Source organism: Pseudomonas sp. (assembly GCF_033723075.1).
In the GTDB taxonomy this organism is placed as follows: Bacteria; Pseudomonadota; Gammaproteobacteria; order Pseudomonadales; family Pseudomonadaceae; genus Aquipseudomonas.
In genome coordinates this window covers 138,857-160,743 of the sequence record NZ_JAWVXU010000001.1, presented here as the reverse complement: position 1 = coordinate 160,743, position 21,887 = coordinate 138,857, and the positions used below count along the sequence as shown (strand labels likewise).

Genomic DNA, 21,887 nt, shown 5'->3' with positions numbered 1-21,887 from the left:
CGCCAGGCGGGGGGCATCTTCGTTCCCATGCAGTCTGCTACCCGCTGTGTAGGATGTGGCGGGCCGCGCAGGTTTGCGGCGCCAACCTCCGAACGATCAGGCACCGCGATCGTGGCGCGCCGCGTAACCCACCAGGCGATAGCCCTGCGTTGCGCCGATGGTGGGTTACGGCGCAACGGATCTTGCGGGTTCAGCGCTATCGGCGGCGGGCGCCTAACCCGCCCTACACAACTTCATATTCTCGGACAGCCTGCTAGAGGCTTGGCTCGCTCAGCAGCGGCAGGCGGCAGCGTTCGACATGCCACCAGGTCGGCAGCAGGCGACGGATGACGGGCTGGTTGAAGCGGTCGTCGATCAGGTAGACCACGCCCTGGTCGTCCTGGGTGCGGATCACCCGGCCGGCGGCCTGCACGACTTTCTGCAGGCCGGGGTAGAGGTAGGTGTAGTCGTAGCCCAAGTGGTTGCCGAACATGCTCTGCATGCGCTGCTTGATTTCCTCGTTGACCGGGTTGATCTGCGGCAGGCCGAGGGTGGCGATAAAGGCGCCGATCAGGCGGTCGCCGGGCAGGTCGATGCCCTCGCCAAACGCACCGCCGAGCACGGCGAAGCCGATGCCCTGGCTGGTGCTGCTGAACCGCTCGAGAAAGGCCTGGCGCTGGCTCTCGTCCATCTGCCGTGACTGCTGCCAGGTCGGGATCTGCGGATGGGCGGCGCTGAATTCATCGAGCACCAGGCGCAGATAGGCGTAGCTGCTGAAAAAGGCCAGGTAGTTGCCTGGCCGCTCGGCGAACTGGCGCGCCATCAGCGCGGCGATCGGCGCCAGCGAGTAGTCGCGGTGGGCGAAGCGGGTGGACAGGTTGCTGACCGCCTGCACCTGCAATTGCTCGGCGCTGAACGGCGATTCGACATCGATCCACGGCGTCTGCTCCGGCAGGCCGAGCAGGTCGGCGTAGAAGTGCGCGGGGCTCAGGGTCGCGGAGAACAGGGTGCAGCTGTGAGCGGCGGCGAAGCGCGGGGCGAGGAAGGGCGCCGGCACTATATTGCGGATGCACAGGGTGGAAGTCGCCGGCCCGCCGGGGCTGTCGTCGCGGCTGATGTCGAACAGCGAATGGCTGTCGAAGGCCTCGGCGAGGCGACAGAACAGCATGGCGTCCAGGTAGAAGTGCAGCAACTCGGCCGCGTTGCCTGCCGGCTGATCGGTGAGGTGATCGGTGAGGGTGCTGACGGCCTTGTGCAGGGCCATGATGAACAGGTCCGGAGCGGCGGGGTAGACCTGATAGGCCGCTTCCTGGTCGCGCTGCAGTTGTTGCCAATGGCGGTTGACCCGTTCCAGCGGGCCTTTCATCACTGGTGGGGCGATGCGTCTGAGGGCCTCGAAGCGGGTTTGCTCGAGTTCGGCGGTGTACATGCCGCGGCCGCGTTCGATCAGGTTGTGCGCCTCGTCCACCAGCAGGGTCACGCGCCATTCGTTGAGCAGGGTCAGGCCGTGCAGCAGGCCGCCCATATCGAAATAGTAGTTGTAGTCGCAGACCACCACGTCGGCCCAGCGGCACAGTTCCTGGCTCAGGTAGTAGGGGCAGATCCGATGCGCCAGCGCGGTTTCACGCACGCTGTCCTGGTTCAGCCACTGGCGCTCCAGCGCGGCCTGGCGTGCGGCTGGTAGACGGTCGTAGAAGCCCTTGGCCAGCGGGCAGGAATCGCCGTGGCAGGCCTTGTCCGGGTGTTCACAGGCCTTGTCGCGGGCGACGTGTTCGAGCACCCGCAGCGGCATCGCAACTTCCTGGCTGCGCAGGGTGGCCAGGGCGTCCAGCGCCAAGCGCCGGCCGGGGGTCTTGGCGGTGAGGAAGAACAGGCGGTCCAGCGCCTGCTCGGGGAAGGCCTTGAGCTGCGGAAACAGGGTGCCGAGGGTCTTGCCGATGCCGGTGGTGGCCTGGGCCATCAGGCTGTGGCCATCGCGGGCGGCGCGGTACACCGATTCGGCCAACTGGCGCTGACCGCTGCGAAACTGCGGGTGGGGAAAGCGCAGGCGCTCCAGTGCCTGGTTGCGCAGCAGGCGATGCGCGCGCTCGCGTTCGGCCCAGGCGATGAAGCGACTGCAGTGCAGCTCGAAGAACGCGCGCAGTTCATCGGCGCCGCAGCGTTGATGGAAGGCGGTTTCGTGCTGGCTGAGGACGTTGAAATAGACCACCGCCAGGTCGATCTCGGCCAGGCCGCGTTGCTGGCACAGCAGCCAGCCGTAGACCTTGGCCTGGGCCCAATGCAGCAGCCGGTGGTTTTCCGGAATGCGCGCGATGTCGCCGCGGTGGGTCTTGATCTCTTCCAGGCGATTGTCGTTCGGGTCGTAGCCGTCGGCCCGGCCGCGCACCTGCAGGCCCTGGTAGTCGCCGGCGAGCGGCAGCTCCGCCTGATAGCCCGGGCCGCGCCGGGAAACCACGATGGCGTGGCCGGTCATGCCCTCCTGGGCGGTGGGCGAGGGGGTGAAGCGCAGATCCAGATCGCCGACCTTGGCGGTGAATTCACACAGCGCGCGCACCGCGACCTGGTAGTGCATGGCCCCGTTATTCACGACTAGTTGCTTCATGCGTCGGCCCATTGCACGTAGCAGACGTCCACTGGCATGCCGTGCTCGGCGCAGAACGCCAGCCAGCGGCGCTGGTTGTCCTGCAGGCGGTCGCCGGGGCCCTTGACCTCGATCATCCGGTAGCGCTGCTGCGCCGGCCAGAACTGGATCAGGTCGGGCATGCCGGCGCGGTTGGCGCGGATATCGCCCAGCAGGCGCTGGAACCAGGCCCGCAGGTGCGCCGCCGGCAGGCAGTCGAGGGCCTGTTCCAGCAGCTCCTGGTCGAGCACGGCCCAGAACACGAAGGGCGATTGGATGCCGTACTTGTCGGCATAGGTCTGGCGGATCACGTCTTTGTAAGCATCTGAATCCAGCTGCGCCAGGCAGGCGGCGAACAGTTCGGCGCGGCGCGCCTGGAAATCGGGGCTGAGCAGATCCAGCGGGCCGCTCTGGAACGGATGGAAGAAGGCGCCCGGCAGCGGGGCGAAGATCGCCGGCCAGCAGAGCAGGCCGAACAGACTGCAGATCAGGCCGTTCTCGACATAGTGCACCGGCGCGTCCGGCTCGCTCAGATGCAGCTTGACCCCGTATTCGACGCTGTGCGCGGCGGGACGCGGCAGACACAGGTCGAGGCGGGCCGGCGCGGGCGCCTTCGGCTTGGTCGGTTGCGCCAGGCCGAGCTGGCGGCCGAGGCGCGGCAGCATGCGCTCCAGCCCTTGCATCTCGGCCTCGTTTTCCGGCGCCGCGGCCGCCTGGCTGGCCAGGGCGTGGGCTTCGGCAGCGCGGCCCAGGCGTTCCAGCACGCGGATGCGGCGCAGGCGGGCGCCGGCAAACGGGCAATCGGCATAGCAGGCCAGGGCGCTTTCCAGCTCGCCGGCGCGTTCCAGATGCTGGCCCAGGCGAAACAGCAGCTTGGCCCTGCGCATGGCGAGAAAGGGCGTGGCACAGTCCAGCGCGGCGATCTGTTGCAGCACTTCGGCAATCGGCTCGCCGGCCTCGCCACGTTCGCGGCAGCGTTGCAGCGCCAGGTAGCAGTCCACCTCTGCGCGCCGGCGAAATACCCGGGAGTCGGCGCTCAGGGCGACCGGCTCGTAGCGGAAGATGCCGAGTTCGGCGAGGACGAACTCCGACCAGTCCTGCTGCAGGTTGCCGAAAAACATCAGGCGCAGGCGCTCGCACAGCGGTTCGATGGCCAGGCTGTACACCTGCTCGTCCAACCCTGGGCACCAGGCGGCGAAAGGGCGCGACTGGCCGTGTTCGGCGGCCAACTGAGCGAGCAACTCGGGTTTCTTCAAGGCTTTGTGCGCGCGCGCGGTGAAGGCCTCGAGCAGTTCTTCCTTGCGCAGCAGGTCGAACAGCTCCGCCAGCGCCAGCTCGGCGTCATTGCGGATCCAGCCGGCGTCGAGCAGCGCCTGGGCGGCGTGCCGCGGGCAGCCGATCTCCGCATAGGTCAGCTTGCTGGCGCGAAAATGCACGCCCTTGCGCATGATCATCCGTACCAGCAACGCCTGGCTGGGCAGCGCCAGTTCGCCGAAAAGGCGCAGAAACTGCTGCTCCTCGGCGAGCAACAGGTCGTGGTGACGCTCCCGGAGCCAGGCCAGGGCTTTACGGAAATTGGACAGGTAATACAGGCTGGGGTCGAGCTGAGGCTGCATGGGGAAACCGGATACTGTTTGCATATACAGATATCAGCGCGGCGCGTGCTTTGCAACGAGCAGGGGATGGGAGGCTCAGTCAGGCCAGTGCTCACCCGGCAAACCGGAGAACACCGGCGGTACCGCAGGATGGTGCAGGCCGCGTAGGCTTGAGCGTAGCGATACCCATCGGCGCGGCCCGGATTGACTGCATTACTTGAGCGCGGCCGCCGCACCGGCAATACTGAGCCGGCGCCCCGTGCGTCAGTACTTCGATAATCCACCCGTGAAGGATTCCCATGCGATTGATTTGTGCAGTACTGCCCCTGCTGGCGTTGGCCGGTTGTTCGTCCTTCCAGGCCGCCCCGGAAAAAGTCACCGCGGTGCCCGCCGAGCGGCTGCTGGCCTACCAGCAGCCGGTGGCGGGCAGCGGACTGATCGTGGTCAATCGCGACCTGGGCATGCTCGGCGGCGGATGCTATGTGGCCGTGCTGGTCGACCGCAAGGTGGCGGCGCGCATCGGCATGGGCGAAGAGGCGCGCTTGCATGTGCCGCCAGGTAAGCGGGTGGTCGGCATCGGCATTGACAAGGCTGACGATACCCTCTGCGGCAAAGGCCGTCTGCGCCGCGAGCTGGCGGTGCCCGTGGTAGCAGGCGAAAGCCAGCACCTGCGCATCGTCAGCGAGGCCAAGAGCGGCTTCGATATCCGGTTTGCCACGCCCTGAGGGCCTCGCCGCGGGCGTAGGGTTTGGCCTCGGCCATTCCCTTCCAGCCTGCAGAGCTGATTTACTATGCCTCCCCATAATTGGGCGCCGCTAGCAGGCTGTTGAAAACTACCTGCGTTGCCGATCCTGGGTTAAAAAGGCCCGCTAGCGAGTGCGCCCTTCAGAATCTGCTTGTCGAGGAAAATACCCGTGGCCGGAACCAGCTTGTTAGCCCTGCTCGACGATATCTCCAGCATGCTCGACGACGTGGCGCTGATGACCAAGGTCGCGGCGAAGAAGACCGCCGGCGTGCTCGGCGATGACCTGGCCCTGAATGCCCAGCAGGTCTCGGGGGTCAAGGCCGAGCGTGAACTGCCGGTGGTCTGGGCGGTGGCCAAGGGGTCGTTGCTGAACAAGCTGATTCTGGTGCCGGCGGCGCTGGTCGTCAGCCTGCTGGCGCCCTGGGCGGTCACGCCGCTGCTGATGCTCGGCGGCGCTTTTCTCTGTTACGAAGGCTTCGAGAAACTGGCGCACAAGCTGCTGCACAGCCAGGCGGAAGAGCAGCAACATAAAGTCGAGCTGACGGCGGCGCTGGTCAACCCCGCGGTCGACCTGGTCGCCTTCGAGCGCGACAAGATCAAGGGCGCGGTGCGTACCGACTTCATTCTCTCGGCGGAAATCATCGTCATCAGCCTCGGCACCGTGACCGGTCAGGCGCTGGGCACCCAGCTCGCCGTGCTCGCCGGTATCGCCCTGCTGATGACCATCGGCGTCTATGGGCTGGTGGCCGGCATCGTCAAGCTCGACGACGGCGGCCTGTACCTTTCCCAGCGCACTGGCAGCGGCCTGGGCGGGCGTCTGCAGCGCGGTCTCGGTGCCGGCATCCTCAGTGCCGCGCCCTATCTGATGAAGAGCCTGTCGGTGATAGGCACTGTGGCCATGTTCATGGTTGGCGGCGGCATCCTCAGTCACGGTATCCCGGCCGCTCACACGCTGATCGAAGGCTTTGCCCACGGCCTGCAAACCGTGCCCACGTTCGGCGCTGCGCTGGCGGTGATTACCCCGACCCTGCTGGACATGCTGCTGGGCGTGCTGGCCGGCGCCTTGGTGCTGGTCGGCGTCACGGCGCTGGGGCGCCTGTACCGGGTGTTCAAGCCGGCCTAGGCGACCAAGGGGCTGGTCTCGCCCAAGGACCGGCTGACGGGGATTAATCGACCCGCTCCAGCCCCTGCGGGTAACGCGCCAGCAGCGTGCCGAGGTCGCGCTCCATGGCGCCATCGGTCTGGCCGCCATTGGCCATCAGCCATTGCACGCGGTCGAGGGTGTCGGGCGCTGCCATGTCGGCGGCGAAACGCTGCGATTCCTCCACCAGCGCCGCGCCATCGGCGGCGCTGACGCCGTCCACTACTGCCTTGATGTGGGCGATACCGGCGGCCGGGAAACCGGCGATGCGCCGCGCCTGCGCCTGGATAAAACCCTCCAGCTCGGCATCCGCCACGGCGCGGTTGATCCAGCCGTAGCGCTCGGCGGTGTCGGCATCGAAGTCGGCGCCGCCCAGGCAGACTTCCAGCGCGCGACCGCGGCCGAGCAGTTGCGCCAGGCGCACCGTGCCACCGGCACCCGGCAACAGCCCGACCGCGACTTCCGGCTGGCCCAGCACGCCGCGTTCGCGGGAGGCGAAACGCATATCCAGGGCCAGCAGAAACTCGCTGCCGGCCCCGCGGGCGCGACCGCGCAACTCGCCGATGGTCACCTGGGGCAGGCGGCTGTATCGGCCGAACAGGGCGCTGAGCAAACTGGCCTGGCCTTCCGGCAACACCGGCGCGGGCTGGCCGAGCTGGCTGCCGAGGTCGTAATGGGCCAGGAAGAACTCCGGGTTGGCGCTGCGGAAGATCACCACGCGGGTCTGCACATCGCCTTCCAGGGCCTTGGCCAGGTTGAGCAGATCGATGACCACCTCGCGGTCGACCAGGTTGATTGGCGGGTGGTCGAAGGTGATGCTGGCCACGCCGTCGTGGTCATGCCGGGTCAGGGTGCGGTAGGTGCTCATGGTTTTTCTCCTCGTTCGATAAACCAGAGCCTGTGGCGGGGCAGGGGCGGGCCTCAAGCACTATCAGCCTGGGTGATGCCGGGCAGTCGGTGTGGCATCGATCGCAGCGGCGGCGCACGAGCAGGCGCCTTGCCAATACCCACGGATCCGCTCGCCTTAAGTACCGGTTGGCAGCGGGTGCTGTAACACCGCGAGCGGCTGGCGCTCCAATAGGCTGAAGCGTGGCTGGAGATGAACCCGATCCGCCGCGTAGCGAGAGGCCGGCGACCCGGACGAGACCCGGTTGCTCGAAGGTCGAGCGGACCGTAAAGGAGCGCAAGGCATGAGTGCCATGGCCTGTGTGGCATTGGCGGTATTGATGGGGTATGCCATCCAGCGCGGCGGCACCTGCACGGTGGCGGCCCTGGAAGAGGTAGTGCAGCAGCGCCGCTGGACGCGGCTGCGGGCGCTGCTGGAGGCCTCGTTGTGGGTGTTCGGCGGGCTGGTCCTGCTGCGTGCGCTGGGTCGTCTGCCGCAATTGCCGATGGGCTATCCGTTGCACTGGTACACCGCAGTCGGCGGGGCCTTGCTCGGGCTGGGCGCCTTGATCAATGGCGGCTGCGTCTTCGGTGTGGTGGCGCGGATCGGTTCCGGGCAGTGGGCCTGGCTGGCCACGCCACCGGGCTTCCTGCTGGGCTACGGGTTGCTGGAGCGCTGGGCCGGCGTCGCGGCGATCATGCCGCAGGCGCTGCCGGGGTGGTTGCGGGCGATACCCATGGGCTGGGGCCTGCTGGTCGTCGCGGCGCTGCTGGCGCGCCTGGCCTGGCTGCTGTGGCGCGCTGCCGGGCACTGGCGCCAGGGTAAGCGGGGCTGGTCGCCGCACCAGGCCACCCTGGTCATCGGCCTGGTGTTCCTCTTGCTGTTCGTCAATGTCGGCGCCTGGGCCTACACCGATGTGTTGGCGGAACTGGCGGGCGGCCGCTTCATGCAGTTGGGCCTGCGCGGCTGGCTGCTGCCGGCGATGTTCGCCGGTGCGCTGTACGGTGGCTGGGCGGCCGGGCTCTGGCAGCACCGCTGGCCCAGCCTGGTCACCCTGGCGCGCTGCTTCTGCGGCGGCCTGCTGATGGGCGCTGGCGCCGTGCTGGTGCCCGGCGGCAACGACAGCCTGATCCTGTTCGGCATGCCGTTGCTGTGGCCCAACGCCTGGCTGGCCTTCGCCAGCATGTGCGCGGTGGTGCTGCTGGCCTTGTGGTTGCGCGAGCTTTGGCCGCGAGCGCGAGGCCGCAGCCATGCGCGGCTGCCTGCGGGCAGGTAGGGCGCGAGGCACCGCTGGCTGAAGCGCTTCGCCCTGCGCGGCGGCACCGGTCAGCCGTCGATCTGGTAAGGCCGGGTGATGACCTCGAGCAGATGGCCGTCGGGATCCTCGAAATACACCCCGCGGCCGCCGAAGTGGTGGTTGATTTCGCCGGCGCCCTGTTTGCCGGGGTCGGCCCAGAAGTCGAGCCCGCGCGCCTGGATACGGGCGAAGATCTGCTCGAACTCCTCCTCGCTGGTCAGGAAGGCATAGTGCTGGGCGCCGATCTTGCCGTGCTGCGGGTAGAAATCGAGCGAAGCGCCGTTGCTCAGCGGCACCACCAGCATCGCCCCGAACGGGACGGCATCGGGCAGGCCGAGGATCTCGGTGAGGAAGGCCGCCGACTTCTGTTTGTCGCGGCACCAGACGATGGTGTGATTAAGCTGCACGCTCATGCCAGGAATCTCCTTGCCAATCGAGCCGGGCCCACCGAGGCGTCCCCGCAGGCTGCCCCTTGCCCAGCCTGCTAGGCGCCTCGAGGCGGCGCTTGCAACACCGCGTCGATCAGCGCGGTGTCGGCGTATTCGGTCAGCTCGACCACCTGGCCGTCGACCAGGCGGAAGATCCAACAATAGCTATTCTGGTACGGATCACCGGCCTTGCCCCAGTCGGCGACGTGCAGCTGCCCACCAGGCCGGAGCACTCGGAAAGCTTCTTGCGCCGTGCGCTGTTTGTCTGCCCAGGACAGGTGGTGGAAGAACAGGCTAGATAGAACCCGGTCGAAGCATGCCAACGGATAGGGACGCGCATAGGCCATCGCCGCGTCGAACTGCACCGAAACGGCAGCCTGCCTGGCCTTGCGGCCGGCCCGCACCAAGCCGGCCAGCCTTGCCGGGTACCGCCGGGACCTGGCAAGGCTGGCGTCCATACTCCTGCTGGCGTGCTCCACGACTGGATGGTTCAGGCGTCCGGATGAATGGAAAATACACTGGGGCCTGCTAGCCGCGCGCTACCCCATAGGCCATGTACTTGACCGAAAAGGGCAGGTGAGCAAACCGCTTGGTTTCGCCATGGGCGAACCCGAGTTTTGCATACCACTCCTGCAGCGCCAGGTGTTCGCCGATGACGCCGATGCTCAGCGTGCTGACCGCCTCGCTGCGCGCCTTATCGATAATGAAGCGCACCAGGTGCTCGCCGATCCCTTGGCGTCGATGCGCCGGCAGTACGGAGAGACGATTGAGGTAGGCCAGGCCCGGGCGTGGCGTTTCATAGGCAACGCAGGCCACGGGTGCGGGGCCTGCGTGGAAGATGAAGTAGCGTTCCCCGCGCTGGAAGTCCGCATCGATCCACGCGCCCGTGCAGAACGACGGATGCTTTGCACAGTTCTCCGCGTTCAAGCCGAACATGATCGCCACGTCCTGGTTGGATTCGCGGATAAGCATGGCGAGCGTGTCTGTATCGGCTATTTCGGCAGGTCTGATTGGCATAGGGGGCACATGGCAAGAGAGTGGGACAACGCGGGGTAGGGGCGGGAAGAACTCGAGTCGATATCGGCCAGACCGCGGCCGGAAGACTGGCTAATTATGGGCCGGCCGCGCCGGCAGAGCGATGTTCGGCAACCATTGCTCATGCAGGCGGGCCAGGCTGCCGTCGTTCCACATATCATCCAGCGCGGCCTGCCAGCGCTGGACCAGGCGCGCGTCGGTCTGCGGAGAAAAGACGATATAGCTGCTGCTCTGCATAAAGCTGTAGTGGCGTTCGAGCTCCGCCATCGAGCGGCCCAGTTCGGCCATCAGGCTGGGCAGCAGTTGGTCTTCATAGACCATCAAGGGAATACGGCCATGCAGGACCATCTTGAGCATGCCGTGCGGCTTGGATGTCCGGTACAGATTGCTGAACCCCTCGGCCTCAAGGAAGTGCTGCGAATACCAGTCGCGCGGTACGCCGATCGCCGCCACTTGCCGTGCATCGTCCAGGCTGTCGATATGCAGGCCGCTGCCGCTTCGGGCGTAGAAGCTGGTGGTGGTCGACAACAGCGGGCCGACCCATTGGAACAGCGCCTCACGCTCGGGCGTGCGCACTGTGATGAACAAGCCGACATTGGCGCGGCTTTGCGCGCGTGCATAACCGCGTGCCCAGGGCACCATCCGGATGGTGCCGCTGTCTCCGGTACGCCGCAGCAACTCGCGCACCGCCGCGACCGACAGGCCATCAGGCTGGCCGTCGCGGCTGAAGTTGAGCGGGGGATTTTCCTCGGTATACAGCTGCAGTTCGGTCGCTGCCGCCAACGAGCAGAACAGCCATGCACTCAACAGCCGCAATAACCAGACCGCCATGATCACAACCCTGTCCGTTTCCGATTGATCTAGAGATTGGCCCTGAGTGTAGTCGACCTCCCCGTAAGGCCCTTTCGCAGCTGAGGGGCAGGAACAGAGCACGCAGAGCAAGGGGGCACGCCCTGCATTTTGCATGCGGACAAAGCAGGGCGCCCAGCTACAAATGTCAAATGTGAGACCTGGCTCCGACCGCCGATACCTCTCGCAAGATGGACCGGCAGCAAGCAACGATCAGCAGGCGGTATTCCTTGCCTTAAAGCACGAGTGCTGATGCCAAAAAGGGCTGTTCAAGCGATGATTTGGCTACTATTTTTCGATGTTTATTTTCTGATTCAAGCGGTTACGTGGGTCCGACCCTGCGGGGGCTAGCGGAAATTGGCCAATTACTTTTTATGTCGCCGCAGCCACTCAAACGCAACCTCGCCCATTGTTTTGGATTTTCCGTCTTTTATCCAGGTCATGAATTCTCGGTCAAACTTGAAATCTGGTCCGCAAGCTTCAATCAGAAAACGGCGTACGTTCTGAGTATTCCGATAGGTATCGGTTACCAACGTTTTCTTCGTTATCCGACCACCATGCCAGTCAAAATCAGTCATCCGTGCTCCTTACTTGCAATGTTGCATTACGTTTGGTTCGGCTGGCTTTAGCCGGTCTCAGCGAGCGAAGTGAGCGACTTGTTGGCATGGGAGGGAAGACACTGCTCGAAGTGTATGCAGGTATGAGAATTGCCCTGATCCTATGAATTCAGGTTAGGCAGTTCCTACTGGCGATAGACTCTCAACCTTCCTCTGCGTGAATCCGTATTGGCACTACTCTTCAAGTGTTACGTTATACTTATTGAGAATCATTTTTTCTTTATTGCCCTTCAGTGACAAACGCCCCTCATTCCAGATTCTTATAAGTTCCTGTCTTTTTGCAGTAGGCATTTTTTTTGAAAAGATCGGAAATTCAACCAATTTATGTTCTAGACCGGGGCGCACGATCTTAAGGTCATCATTTAAATTCAGCTGATTTAATACATGCTGCAGGACGAGTTCGTTATCCACATATAAGTCGACTCTATTCTCTCTAATCATGTGGAAGACCCGGTCTACCACATCATCGTAACCAGCGATTACTTCAACAAAGCTCGAGTTTTTTGGGTCATCGATATAATTCTGGTAGTCGATACTCATTGAGCTGTAATCCCAGCCTGGCCCAGTTGCGATGCGTTTACCTTTTATAGATTGAATACCATTATAGCGCCACGGATCATCTCGCCTGACGACAAAGGCTGATGCGTATGCAAATGTTGCTTCGGTGGCATACACGAAGTCCTTTTCTGAATTCTTTGAAAATAGGTATTCCGGCAACATGTCGCAAAGACCCTCTGCTACCATGTCCAGTCCTCTTGCTAGGGGGACTTCATAGTATTTCAGTTTGTAGCCTTCTGCTGTGTATATTTGGTCCAGCATATCGATGACAACACCACGCGCAGAGGACTCCGCTGACGGAAATATTGTCATCGGGGCCCATTGGTCGTAGCAAACTGTTAATGTCGTAGCATGACTCATATTGGCCATGCTGGTTCCGACCAAAAAGAACATAAGGAAGAATTGGCTATACAGTTTTTTACTTTTCGACACGGTCGCGGCCCTTATCTTTCGCCCCATAAAGTTTCAAGTCGGCGCGTTTAAATAGCTCGTCAATTGAATGGCCTTGTGTCTCGGACGACTCAACGCCAAGGCTCACAGTGTAAGTGATCGTTTTACCTTCAATCTCAAAAATTGAATTGCCAATGGCCTTTCTTATTTTATCGGCAAGACGGAAGGCTTCATCAATTCCCGTATCAGGGAAAAATATTGCAAATTCTTCACCGCCAACTCTCCCAATAAGATCAGACTTTCTTAATAGATTTTGAGTTGTATGAATGAAATGAATGAGTACTTGGTCACCAATGAAATGGCCATGCGTATCGTTGATAATTTTAAAATGATCTAAATCCATCAAAACAAAGGACGCTGGGGAATTTTGGCGTTGGGAAAGAACGAGAAGACGTTGCGCAGTTTCAAAGAAATATCCTCGATTTAATGCACCTGTCAAAGAATCCCGTGTCGCTAGTTTTTTGAGTTTTTCATTCGAGATTTGTAACGCTTCTGTACGCTTTTTGACGGCATCCTCCAACCAGTTTCGCTTGGCTTGTTCGTCTTCCAGCAATCGTTCCCGATCTCTCTCTATCGCAGACAGCATCTTATTCATGTTTTCTTGAAGCTGGCTGAGTTCGTTATTCTCAATATTCGAAAGGTTAATCCGTTTACTTATATTTTGGCTTAACTGAACCTCGTTAACTTGAGACATTAGTTCTTTCAAGGGGTTTGCTAAATAACGATCAAAGGCCCAGATAAAAAGCCAAAACAAAACAGATAATTTTATAATTGCCGTAATTGCAATCAAAGAAAAACCGAACAAAACTCGATCTAAAATAACTTCTGACGATGAGTAAAGTGTAAGCGACCCAAGTAATATTTTTTTCTCATTAAGCATCCAGTATAAGTCTGATTTTGTATCGAAAACAGACAAGGGGGCTGAAGCCAGAGTGTAGGACCTTTTAGAAATCATATTTCCAGCATGCTTATCTAAAATATCGACGCCCTCTATAATTGGCATCTTGATGAGTCCGGAAACAAGTGAGTTCAGCTGGTTTTTATTGTACTGCCACAGGCTAGTAGCAATAGGGCCTCGGACTGTTTCTTCTAACTGTTTCAACTCATTTAAGATTGAATCCTGCGTTTTCAAATATTCGGTCAAGAACTGCATGCTTGTAATGAGGCAGGTCACACCCAAATAGATGGAAAAAATAACGCGCATCATTTTTTGGGATAGATTATTTGGACGAAGAAAACTTGAAAACATCAAATGTGCCCCTTCCCGATATACTTTAAACTTGAGGTGATCTTAGAACACTCCTGCGCTTAATGGAATAGACTGAGGGGGCACCCTGAATAATTCTCTCAAATGAGCGATAATACGGCCATCGTCAATCGCACAGGACTCGCCCTTCCGACGGATCCTTAGGTTATTTAGCTAGTCCCAGTGAGCCCAGCGAACGGCTTGAACCCTTGGTTAGGCTGGGATTAAAGCTGACGCTGAAAGTGACTACAACGCTTATGGCTTGGCCCGGCAGAACGCGTTTGGACACGGACTTGAGCCGAAGCGCCGCAAACCAACAAACCCACGCGAATGTTCAGAAAATACACTTTTGCACAATGCCCGAACAAAAGGGGACAACAAAAGAACAAAAGAAAAACAAAAGGGGACAGATTTGAATGGCACTTACTTAGCGCTAAGTAAGTGCCATTCAAATCTGTCCCCTTTATCGTCACCCGTGAGCAGCTGGCCGGCTAAACGGTCACCTGCTCAGTACGCTGAGTTCTACTGTGCAGGGAAAAGGTTTCCCCCTCCAGTGCCTTGAGCGCCATGCGGATGTTCTCCCGGCCCAGCTCGCGGTAGGCGTCGAGGTGGCGTTCGTCGAAGAACTGGTTGGCCAGGCCGTCGTTGGGGAAGCTGGAGTCCTGGTGGGAGAAGCTGATCACCTGGGCCGAGGATTGGCGGGTTAGCACCGATTTCACGTAGAGGATGCGGCCGCTGCGCCCCGAGGCGTAGTCGATGCTGCCCAGCGCGCAGCAACTGGTGTGCAGGCCGTTGTCCTGCTCCAGCAGTTCGCGGGTATCGAGCCTGATCTCGCAGCCGAAGTCGGCCTGGGCGCGTTGCAGCAGCAGGCCCAGGTCGCCCAGCTGGGTCAGCGGATCGCCGCCGGCATCGCTGGCGATGATCAGCGGGCACTCGCGCCGCAGCAACTCGTAAACGCCGAGGTTCTCGAAGTGGCCGCCATCGGTCAGGTGCAGGCTCGAGGCGTTTTCCTCGAGCCCCTTGGCGAACAGCTCGCGGAAGATCAGCCAGAACGGCATGCGGCCGAAATGCTCGCCGGCGCGGCGCGGATGCTGCACCCAGAAGCCCAGGCGGAAGTTGAGCAGGGTCAGCAGGATGCTCAGGGCCCGGTTGGCGGTCTGCGCCGTGTCCGGGTCGACCGCCGCACCACTGGTGGTGACCGCCTCGCCCAGGGTCAGGCGACCGGCCTGGAAGTGCGCGGTGCGGGCGAAGCCGGTGGCCGGGCAGCCGCTGAACAGCGGGCTCAGGGTGAAGCTGTCGCCCAGCCGGAAGCGGGCCAGCGGGCGCGTGGAGTTGACCGTCGACAGGGTGGTGTTGAGCAGCGGCAGCGGTGCGCCGCTGTCCGGTGCGATTTCGGCCAGCGGGACGTCTTCGATCAGCGGTTTGCCGGTGTAGAAGAACGCCTGCGCCAGTTGCGCCAGGTAGTAGCTGTGCATCGAGGTGCGGTTGACGCTGGCGAGGCTCGCCAGCACCAGGGCGAAGACGAAGAAGCCCAAGAACAGCGGTGTTTCGACTATCTCCAGGTCGAACACCAGGCGGTAGGCGAAGGCGGCCAGGCCGTAGAGCAGCAGGGTCAGGCCGAGCGCGGCCACCTTCGGGTTTAGGCGCCCCTTGGCCATCGCCCAGGCCCCGGTGATGAACGGCAGCGCGTAGTCCAGGTGCTTGCCCAGCCCCGCCAGCTTCTCCGAGTCGACCAGCGTCAGCAGGGCGTCATCGAGCTGCGCGACCAGCGGCAGGCTACCCACCAGCGCCAGGGCGATGGCCGTGCCCAGCAGGCGGCCCATGAACCGGCGCGGGGCGAAGCAGTGGGTCAGGTCGCCGCGCCGTCCCGCGCGCCACAGCGCCATGCTCGGGATGCTCAACAGGTAGAGGGCGAAACAGCCGGCGGAGGCGAGCAGCATCAGCAGGTAGCCGCTGTGGCCCTGGATCACTTCGCCGCCGGGCAGGTGCCAGTGTTGCGGCCAGAGGAAGCGGCTATGGGGCAACCCGGCCAGCCAGAATCCGGCCAGCAGGATCGGCAGCATCACCAGCAGGCTGAACAGTGACGACGACAAGATGCCGGCCGCCAGGGTGGCGCTGTTGATGCCGCGGCCGGCGACCAGATAGGCAGCATGGGAGCGCAGCCAATTGAGCACGGGGGCGCTGAACAGTTCCCGTGCGCCCTGTCCGCGGTGCTTAAACCACTGGTAGCAGCCGGCCATGTAGCCACCGCCGGATACCGACGACAGGTAATCCACCCGGTTCAGCCAGCCGCTTTCCGCCAGCCCCTGGAGGATGCCGAGTTGGAAGCAGGCGGAGCGGATGCCGCCGCCGGAGCAGGCCAGCCCGGTGATCGGCTGGTCCGGGTCGACCTCGGCGTGCTGGCGCCGGGTCGCGATCCACGCCTGCTCCTCGGCCTGGACCTGGGTAAAGTCCCGGCAGTAGTTCGGGTTGTTGTCGCTCATGACCTTCTGCCCCCTCAATCCTGTCCGCTCAGGCACGCCGGTGCCCCCTGGTAGGCATAGCCCGGCGGGTTGTCGCGGCGGATCTTCAGGTACTCCAGCAGGGCGTAGCGATCCTCATCGCTGAGCAGCGGTCCGATCACCCCCGACGGCAGCGGGTTGGCGCTCGGGTCGGCGCTATACGCCTGCCACTGCGCCGGCGTCGCCTGGAAGCTGTGGCCGCTGTTGTGGTTGCCGGTCAGGCTGGTGTCGAACCAGAAACCGTCGTACTCGCCGCCGGGAGCCTGGGCGGTGGTGTAACCCAGGTTGACCGGGTCGTAGTCGCGCGGGCCGACGAAGAAGCGCTGGTCGCGCTCGGTGGCGGGCACCAGCATCTGGTACAGGGTGGGCACCGAGCCGTTGTGCAGGAACGGCGGCGTCGCCCAGACCCCGGCCAGCGGCCGTGGCTTGTAGCCGACGATCTGCTGCGGCAGGTCGAGCGCGCCGAAGCCCTCCAGGCACGCCTGCTGCGCCTCGCTCAGGTTGTTGTCCTGGTAGTAGCGCTGTTTCAGCAGCAGGTCGATCAGGTTCAGCCCCAGCCCTTCGGTGATCTTGCTCGGGTCGATGGACGCCAGCAGGCTGGCGAACCCGGCCTGGGCGTAATCCAGGTCGTACCAGAGCGCGTTGACCTGGCACTGGCTGTCGCAGGCGAGCTGCGGATAGGCCGCGTAGCTGGCCGACAGCTGCACGCTGGGCTTGAGTTCGAACTGCTCCAGCGCGGCCTTGATGGCCGGTGCCGGCGAAGGCTCGAAGCCCTGGGCGGCGAGGCGGTCCGGGGCCGGGAAGGCGTCGGCCAGTGCGGCGAATGCGGCCTGCGCCTCGTCGCTCAGCGCTTCGTCGATGGCCAGTTCGCGCAGGCGCATCAGCATGTCGCGGGCCAGCTGCTTCTGCAGCAGCGGCTTGATCAGCGCCTTCACATCGGCCTGGGTGATGCCGGTGGCGGAGAGGTCGTAGGTTCTGTCCAGGAAGCTCTGCGCCTCGGTCGGGTCGGTGCCTATATGCTCGATGCCGATCACCTCGATCAGCCAGTGATCCTCGGGGCCGGCCTTGAGCGGCGCTTCGGCCTGCTGGCGGGCACGGCTGGACGGGTGCGGGCCGTGGCATTCGACACAGTGGTTCTGGAACAGCTGCTCGCCACGGGCGGCCTTGGCCTGATCGACGGCGCCGAAGATGTCCTCGGGCCACTGTGGCGGCGGCAACTGCTGCAGCGCCCGTTCGATCTGCTCGAGCCCGGGGATATTGACCGAGGAGCGGAAGCGCTCCTGCACCGGCAGTGGCGTGCCTTCCGCGTTCACCAGGCGGATCTCGGCGCCGACGCCCAGCGCCTCGCCGATGTTGCGGGCCAGGGGCTGGGCCACCGAGCCGTTGTACTGCACCCAGTTGAACTTCCACATGTTCCACAGGTAGGGGTAGCTCACCGGCGCCGACGAGGTCTGCAGGTTGGCGTCGCTCAGGTGCTCGCCGAACACCGTGTTGGCGATGCGCCCGAGTGCATCGGTGCGGCCGAAGCCTTCGCGGGTCGGATAGAGGTGCGCCAGCGGGTTGTTCTGCTGGATGGCGAGGAAGGTCTTGAGCGTCTCGCCCAGCTGCTCGTGCAACTGGCCAGAGTCGCCGCCGTCGGCCAGGACCTTGCCGGCGAAGCGGTTGAACTTGAGCGGGTTGGCCCAGGTTTCCGCCAGCGCGCTGATCAGGGTGGGGCCGAAGCTGCCGCGCTGCAGGTCGGTGAAGGCGTGCATCGCCTGGCCACCGTCGATGCGCAGGGCGTACTGCTTGCCCTCCTTGCGGTAATGCAGCTGGCCGGTATGGCAGGCAGCGCAGCTGATATCGAGCAGGTCCTCACCCAGTGAGGCGGAGTAGCGCGAGGCGAAGCCGACCGGCAGTTGGTCCGGGTGGCTGGGATCGAAGAGGAAATGGAAGCGCTGCAGGAAGCTGGGGTCGGCGAAGCGCTCCTGCGACAGCGGTTGCTCCAGGTTGAGGAACCAGTTGTAGCGCAGCGACCTGTCGCCCGCGCCCTGCGGCATCGAGGCACCCTGCGGGGTGTGGTAGTAGGTCTCTCGCGAAGACTGCTGCCAGCCGTTGTTCAGGTAGCGGTATTCGTCGACCGGCTCGAGGCGGGGTATGCGCGCCTTGGAGGACTGCACGTAGTAGACGAAAGCGCCCACCACGGCCAGTACCAGCAGCGCGATCAGTAACAGCACGCGCCCTAGCCAGCGCGATGCGATTGCCTTGCTCATAGATGTTCCCCAGCTTGGAATTTGTCGTTATAGGGTTTTCAGGTATTCGATCAGGGCGCGCTTGTCGGCCTCGGCCAGACGGGTGCCATAGAGGTGTCCGCCATTGCCGTTGCCCGGCAGGCGGGTGTCGAAGCGGCTCACCTGGGCCTCATCCAGCACCTGGCCGCTCAGCCCCACCGCCTGCGGGTCGAACTCCACCTTGCCCACGGCGAAACGGGGCGGGCGCTCGCTCGACAGCAGCGCCGCCAGGGTCGGTACCGAGCCGTTGTGCAGATAAGGCGCGCTGGCCCAGATGCCGGACAGTGGGCGCGCCTTGTAGTCGTAGGGGCGCTCGTGCAGGGGGGCGCTCTGCACCTTGTGGAAGCTGTACAGGCCCGCCTTGATCGACTCCCAGGGGTGTTCGAGCAGCGCGCCCAGCGCCGCGTGCACCACCAGTTCGATGGTAGGGGCCTCGGCACCAAGCGTGGCACCGCCGACGTACATCAGCTTCTGGCCTTCGAAGGCGCCGCTCTTGGATTTGGCATTGGTGAAGTTGCTGGCCATGGTGCTGTCGGTGCCCACGGCGTCGACCGCCACCAGCTTCGCGGTGAGCTCGCGATCCGGGTCCTGCTGATCGGACAGCACATGGCAGGTCTGGCACTGCTGCTGGTAGATCGCCGCCCCCTGCTGCGCCAACTCGCCGTCGATAGTGCCCAGGGTCTCCTGTGGCCAGGCGGGCGCGCTGAGTCGATACCAGAGGTCCTGGATGGTGCTGAGGTTCTCGATCTCGACCGTGGAGTCGTAGCCCATGCCGTCACTGTGGATGTTCAGGTCGCCGAACACCGCCAGCGCCGTGGTGGCGTTCTGTACCAGCGGCCCGGGGCCGGCATTGGGCGCCGAGCCGTTCCACTGCACCAGGTCCAGGTGCGCGGCGTCCCACAGCACCGGGTAGCTGACCGGCGCGTTGGGCTCGCGGCGATTCTCGGGAATCGCGAGGAAGTCGGCGGCTACCGCATTGAAGATCTGGCCGAAGGCGTCCAGGCGGCCACGGCCGTAGGCAACGTGGGTGGTATTCAGCGCCGCCACGGCGCTCAGACGCTCGCTGCGCGCCTGCACCGCCTGACGCAGCTCGGGGCCCGCCTGTAAGGCCTGGGCGAAGCGCAGGAACTTGTCTTCGTCGGCCAGGGTCACCTGGAGCGCAGCGATGATCTCCCGCTCGAACAGCTGGAAGTCGACCAGGGCCTGGCCTCCGTCGATATGCAGGCGCTCGCCGCGGTAGTAGACCTGCCCGGAATGGCAGGCCGAGCAACCCAGTCCCACCCACTGTTCACCCTTGTGCGGCGGCGTGGTGGCCAGGCCGATCGGCAGGCTGTGGGGGTTGGCTGCCGATTGGCCGGCCGAGGCAAAGCCGAAGCGGCTCAGGTTGTCCGGGCGACTGAAGCTCGCCTGGCTGTTGGCCTCTTCCAGTGCGAGAAACCAGGGCAGCGGGACGATCCGCGAGCCGAAGCTGGTGTACCAGGCTGTCTCGCGCTGCTGGTCGTTCCAGTCCTGGTTCAGCAGTTTCAGGCCGGATGCCGTTCTCGGGCTTGTGGTTGCCGGTTCCTCGTTATCGCAGCCAGTGAGAAACAGCGATGTCGCCAACAGTACTGAAGCTGACAACATATGTAGTGCACATCGAAACTCCCCCCTCACCCAAGGCTCCTTAGTTCTTATTTTTTCTGAGGAAATGATCTTGCTCTAATCAAGTAATCAATAACGGCAAGTTTTTAAAGCGGTTTTTAACATATCGGCGCAGGAACATCACACTGCTTTTTAACGATTTTGCTAATGTCCAGACATTTTCCGGTTAGCCAAATCAGCCACAGTCGAAGTGTCTCTTCATGTGTGACTTGATTAAGTGGTCAGGAAGTCCAGGGCGCGATGGCGGATAACTTCACTGCAACGCCGGGTCACGCAGATGGCGGCGCCGAGTGCATCGTTCACGACAAGGCGATTGTGGCCCTGGTCAATAACCCGCTATGGATATGCTTGGCCATTTGCTGCCGCACGCGACGCTTTAATGGCAACTGGCAAAGCCAGCAGATTGCCTGGCGGGGGGTATCAGCGTCTGCTGGTTGGCACCGGCGACGAAATCGGCAATGCATTGGTAGTGCTCAATGGTATCGAAGGTCTGGCGCCAGTAGACCTGAGTCCCTTGGCCAGACGGTCTCAACTCGATGGACAGGGTGAAGTGATCTCCAAGGTGTGCACTGGTCAACCTGTCCCGGCTTCGGGTTATTAATCCTCAACCTGCAAATTTTTCGTCATCAGAACCCAGTGCGTGCCGGGATGAACCCAGTGCTCCTTGACCATTGCTCGCTGCGCCACTTCCTGATAGCCGAGATGACTGTAGAGCCTTCGTGCGCCCAGGTTGGTGTCAGCGACGATCAGGCTCAGACCATGCTTACCGAGGCTGGTCGCGATGCCCTCGGCAAGGGCCAGAAGCTCATTGCCATAGCCATGACCTCGATGCGCTTGCTTGGTGGCCAGGACGTTGATGTACCAGGTGCCGGGGACCATGTCCTCCAGTTGCTGAAGGGGCACGAACATGGGCGGTATTTCCGAGTAATCCGCAGGAGCAGGGGCGTCTTCCAACGGATAGCCAATCAAGCAGGCAACGGCATCGTCGTCCACCAGGCGCAGGATCGCATTGCGGTAGGAGAAGGCACCTGAGTCCCTCTTGGCCCGACTACAGCCGACATCCCAAGCGGATTCACCGGCCGTGGCCATTTGCTCCCACAGATAGAGCGCCAAGCCTTCACCGGCCATGTTGACGAATTCGGCCAAGTCCTGCGCATCGTCTGGCGTGGCCTGTCGAAAGGGAAGATCAATGCTAAGCATGGCGCTTCCTCACTTTGAGTACCGTGGCATACCGCTATCAACTGCTTGCCTGCCAACGCGGATTCTGTGTGGCGATGAAGTGAAGCACAATGCACAAAAGGCCATTACGGCATGCGCGCGGCTGGATATACGAGTTATGTATCGAACATAACTCAGAATGCGCCTTTCCATTGTTCAGTGTCGATGAACCAGCGTTCCTCATAAATCTTGTCGTTTTCGAACTTGAAAAGAACTGACAGTTGAGAACTGGCAACTTTATCTGCTTTCCATTCAACAATGGAGACAACTTCATCTTTCCCTTCAAGCTGGCGAAGCCCGGTGATCTCGAAGCCTGGCGGGAGGATTTTTCCGAGTCCATCAAGCGCGGAACGAAATGCATCGCGCCCTTTCAGGCGGTCGGTCTGCCCGGGCATAATGAAGGTCATGTCTTCAACGTAGTCTGCTACCAGGCTATCAAAGTCTCCTGCGCCGAGTGCTTCCCAACCCTTCTGTACTATATCGGCTAAAGTCATCGACTTATCCTCGAATATTAGTCAATAGGACGTGGCTAAGTTGTTCAATAACACGAGTCCTCAAGGACACCTTGTAGTTGAACACTCTAACTATAGTATCTGCTTGCTGGAGGAGGGGGCGGCGACCCCTGACGTTTGTCCGGAGGGTCTGTGGTGGCGGGAGCGCTCGAGTGCTGGCATGGGCTCGCACGGCGATTCGTTCGGGTGATCATGCGGCACCTTGCTGATCCACGCGTTCGCGCCGCTAGCCGGGCCACGCAAATCGCGGCGCGTAACGATCACGACAAAGCGGGTCCTGGCCAACAGCCTGCTGGTCG

Annotated in this window: 18 protein-coding genes; 3 read left to right on the top strand and 15 right to left on the bottom strand. The window is 62.4% G+C overall.

Annotated elements, in window-relative coordinates; genetic code table 11:
- Positions 1–253 precede the first annotated feature (253 nt).
- Both R3355_RS00805 and R3355_RS00800 read right to left on the bottom strand, forming a co-directional pair.
- Positions 254–2,551 (bottom strand): ATP-dependent DNA helicase, encoded by a 2,298-nt coding sequence (locus R3355_RS00805; protein WP_318959925.1) that lies wholly within the window; start codon positions 2,549–2,551, stop codon positions 254–256.
- A 26-nt stretch (positions 2,552–2,577) separates the two neighbouring features.
- Positions 2,578–4,239, bottom strand: coding sequence for a VRR-NUC domain-containing protein (locus R3355_RS00800; RefSeq protein WP_318959653.1), 1,662 nt, complete (start codon positions 4,237–4,239; stop codon positions 2,578–2,580).
- Positions 4,240–4,493: 254 nt separating this feature from the next.
- Between R3355_RS00800 and R3355_RS00795 the strand changes: the two genes are divergently transcribed.
- Positions 4,494–4,919, top strand: a complete 426-nt coding sequence (locus R3355_RS00795; protein WP_318959652.1) for a 3-isopropylmalate dehydratase — start codon at positions 4,494–4,496, stop codon at positions 4,917–4,919.
- Between the two features lie 189 nt (positions 4,920–5,108).
- Entirely contained in the window at positions 5,109–6,062 is a 954-nt protein-coding gene (locus R3355_RS00790; protein ID WP_318959651.1) for a DUF808 domain-containing protein, read from the top strand.
- A 43-nt stretch (positions 6,063–6,105) separates the two neighbouring features.
- Here the strand turns inward: R3355_RS00790 and R3355_RS00785 are convergent, their stop codons facing one another.
- A complete protein-coding gene (locus R3355_RS00785) occupies positions 6,106–6,948 on the bottom strand; it encodes an enoyl-CoA hydratase/isomerase family protein (protein WP_318959650.1) in 843 nt (280 codons plus the stop codon).
- Between the two features lie 322 nt (positions 6,949–7,270).
- On the opposite strand from R3355_RS00785, the gene R3355_RS00780 reads away from it, so the two are divergent.
- Positions 7,271–8,242, top strand: coding sequence for a YeeE/YedE thiosulfate transporter family protein (locus R3355_RS00780; RefSeq protein ID WP_318959649.1), 972 nt, complete (start codon positions 7,271–7,273; stop codon positions 8,240–8,242).
- 50 nt (positions 8,243–8,292) lie between these two features.
- Here the strand turns inward: R3355_RS00780 and R3355_RS00775 are convergent, their stop codons facing one another.
- From R3355_RS00775 to R3355_RS00720, 12 genes are all read right to left on the bottom strand, one after another.
- On the bottom strand, positions 8,293–8,676 hold the full coding sequence (locus R3355_RS00775) for a VOC family protein (RefSeq protein ID WP_318959648.1): 384 nt from the start codon (positions 8,674–8,676) through the stop codon (positions 8,293–8,295).
- A gap of 71 nt (positions 8,677–8,747) precedes the next feature.
- Positions 8,748–9,149, bottom strand: a complete 402-nt coding sequence (locus R3355_RS00770; protein ID WP_318959647.1) for a methyltransferase domain-containing protein — start codon at positions 9,147–9,149, stop codon at positions 8,748–8,750.
- Positions 9,150–9,219: 70 nt separating this feature from the next.
- A complete protein-coding gene (locus R3355_RS00765; protein WP_318959646.1) occupies positions 9,220–9,708 on the bottom strand; it encodes a GNAT family N-acetyltransferase in 489 nt (162 codons plus the stop codon).
- 90 nt (positions 9,709–9,798) lie between these two features.
- A complete protein-coding gene (locus R3355_RS00760) occupies positions 9,799–10,557 on the bottom strand; it encodes an ABC transporter substrate-binding protein (RefSeq protein WP_318959645.1) in 759 nt (252 codons plus the stop codon).
- A gap of 383 nt (positions 10,558–10,940) precedes the next feature.
- Positions 10,941–11,153 (bottom strand): DUF6434 domain-containing protein, encoded by a 213-nt coding sequence (locus R3355_RS00755; RefSeq protein WP_318959644.1) that lies wholly within the window; start codon positions 11,151–11,153, stop codon positions 10,941–10,943.
- A gap of 213 nt (positions 11,154–11,366) precedes the next feature.
- Positions 11,367–12,119, bottom strand: a complete 753-nt coding sequence (locus tag R3355_RS00750) for a substrate-binding periplasmic protein (protein ID WP_318959643.1) — start codon at positions 12,117–12,119, stop codon at positions 11,367–11,369.
- Positions 12,120–12,168: 49 nt separating this feature from the next.
- The gene (locus tag R3355_RS00745) at positions 12,169–13,449 is read right to left on the bottom strand and encodes a GGDEF domain-containing protein (RefSeq protein ID WP_318959642.1); all 1,281 of its coding nucleotides are present in this window, start codon (positions 13,447–13,449) and stop codon (positions 12,169–12,171) included.
- Positions 13,450–13,937: 488 nt separating this feature from the next.
- Positions 13,938–15,929, bottom strand: coding sequence for a patatin-like phospholipase family protein (locus tag R3355_RS00740; RefSeq protein WP_318959641.1), 1,992 nt, complete (start codon positions 15,927–15,929; stop codon positions 13,938–13,940).
- A gap of 14 nt (positions 15,930–15,943) precedes the next feature.
- The gene (locus tag R3355_RS00735) at positions 15,944–18,199 is read right to left on the bottom strand and encodes a di-heme-cytochrome C peroxidase (RefSeq protein WP_318959640.1); all 2,256 of its coding nucleotides are present in this window, start codon (positions 18,197–18,199) and stop codon (positions 15,944–15,946) included.
- A gap of 27 nt (positions 18,200–18,226) precedes the next feature.
- Positions 18,227–19,840 carry a di-heme-cytochrome C peroxidase gene (locus R3355_RS00730; RefSeq protein ID WP_318959639.1) on the bottom strand — a complete coding sequence of 538 codons (1,614 nt, stop codon included), beginning with the start codon at positions 19,838–19,840 and terminating at the stop codon, positions 18,227–18,229.
- 615 nt (positions 19,841–20,455) lie between these two features.
- Positions 20,456–21,058, bottom strand: coding sequence for a GNAT family N-acetyltransferase (locus R3355_RS00725; protein WP_318959638.1), 603 nt, complete (start codon positions 21,056–21,058; stop codon positions 20,456–20,458).
- A 152-nt stretch (positions 21,059–21,210) separates the two neighbouring features.
- A complete protein-coding gene (locus R3355_RS00720; RefSeq protein WP_318959637.1) occupies positions 21,211–21,570 on the bottom strand; it encodes a nuclear transport factor 2 family protein in 360 nt (119 codons plus the stop codon).
- Positions 21,571–21,887 lie beyond the last annotated feature (317 nt).

Bases quoted from the DNA above. Each gene is read 5' to 3' on its own strand.
- R3355_RS00805 (WP_318959925.1), bottom strand. From the start codon at position 2,551: ATGCACTACCAGGTCGCGGTGCGCGCGCTGTGTGAATTCACCGCCAAG.
- R3355_RS00800 (WP_318959653.1), bottom strand. From the start codon at position 4,239: ATGCAAACAGTATCCGGTTTCCCCATGCAGCCTCAGCTCGACCCCAGC.
- R3355_RS00795 (WP_318959652.1), top strand. From the start codon at position 4,494: ATGCGATTGATTTGTGCAGTACTGCCCCTGCTGGCGTTGGCCGGTTGT.
- R3355_RS00785 (WP_318959650.1), bottom strand. From the start codon at position 6,948: ATGAGCACCTACCGCACCCTGACCCGGCATGACCACGACGGCGTGGCC.
- R3355_RS00780 (WP_318959649.1), top strand. From the start codon at position 7,271: ATGAGTGCCATGGCCTGTGTGGCATTGGCGGTATTGATGGGGTATGCC.
- R3355_RS00775 (WP_318959648.1), bottom strand. From the start codon at position 8,676: ATGAGCGTGCAGCTTAATCACACCATCGTCTGGTGCCGCGACAAACAG.
- R3355_RS00770 (WP_318959647.1), bottom strand. From the start codon at position 9,149: ATGGACGCCAGCCTTGCCAGGTCCCGGCGGTACCCGGCAAGGCTGGCC.
- R3355_RS00765 (WP_318959646.1), bottom strand. From the start codon at position 9,708: ATGCCAATCAGACCTGCCGAAATAGCCGATACAGACACGCTCGCCATG.
- R3355_RS00760 (WP_318959645.1), bottom strand. From the start codon at position 10,557: ATGGCGGTCTGGTTATTGCGGCTGTTGAGTGCATGGCTGTTCTGCTCG.
- R3355_RS00755 (WP_318959644.1), bottom strand. From the start codon at position 11,153: ATGACTGATTTTGACTGGCATGGTGGTCGGATAACGAAGAAAACGTTG.
- R3355_RS00750 (WP_318959643.1), bottom strand. From the start codon at position 12,119: ATGGCCAATATGAGTCATGCTACGACATTAACAGTTTGCTACGACCAA.
- R3355_RS00745 (WP_318959642.1), bottom strand. From the start codon at position 13,449: ATGTTTTCAAGTTTTCTTCGTCCAAATAATCTATCCCAAAAAATGATG.
- R3355_RS00740 (WP_318959641.1), bottom strand. From the start codon at position 15,929: ATGAGCGACAACAACCCGAACTACTGCCGGGACTTTACCCAGGTCCAG.
- R3355_RS00735 (WP_318959640.1), bottom strand. From the start codon at position 18,199: ATGAGCAAGGCAATCGCATCGCGCTGGCTAGGGCGCGTGCTGTTACTG.
- R3355_RS00730 (WP_318959639.1), bottom strand. From the start codon at position 19,840: ATGTTGTCAGCTTCAGTACTGTTGGCGACATCGCTGTTTCTCACTGGC.
- R3355_RS00725 (WP_318959638.1), bottom strand. From the start codon at position 21,058: ATGCTTAGCATTGATCTTCCCTTTCGACAGGCCACGCCAGACGATGCG.
- R3355_RS00720 (WP_318959637.1), bottom strand. From the start codon at position 21,570: ATGACTTTAGCCGATATAGTACAGAAGGGTTGGGAAGCACTCGGCGCA.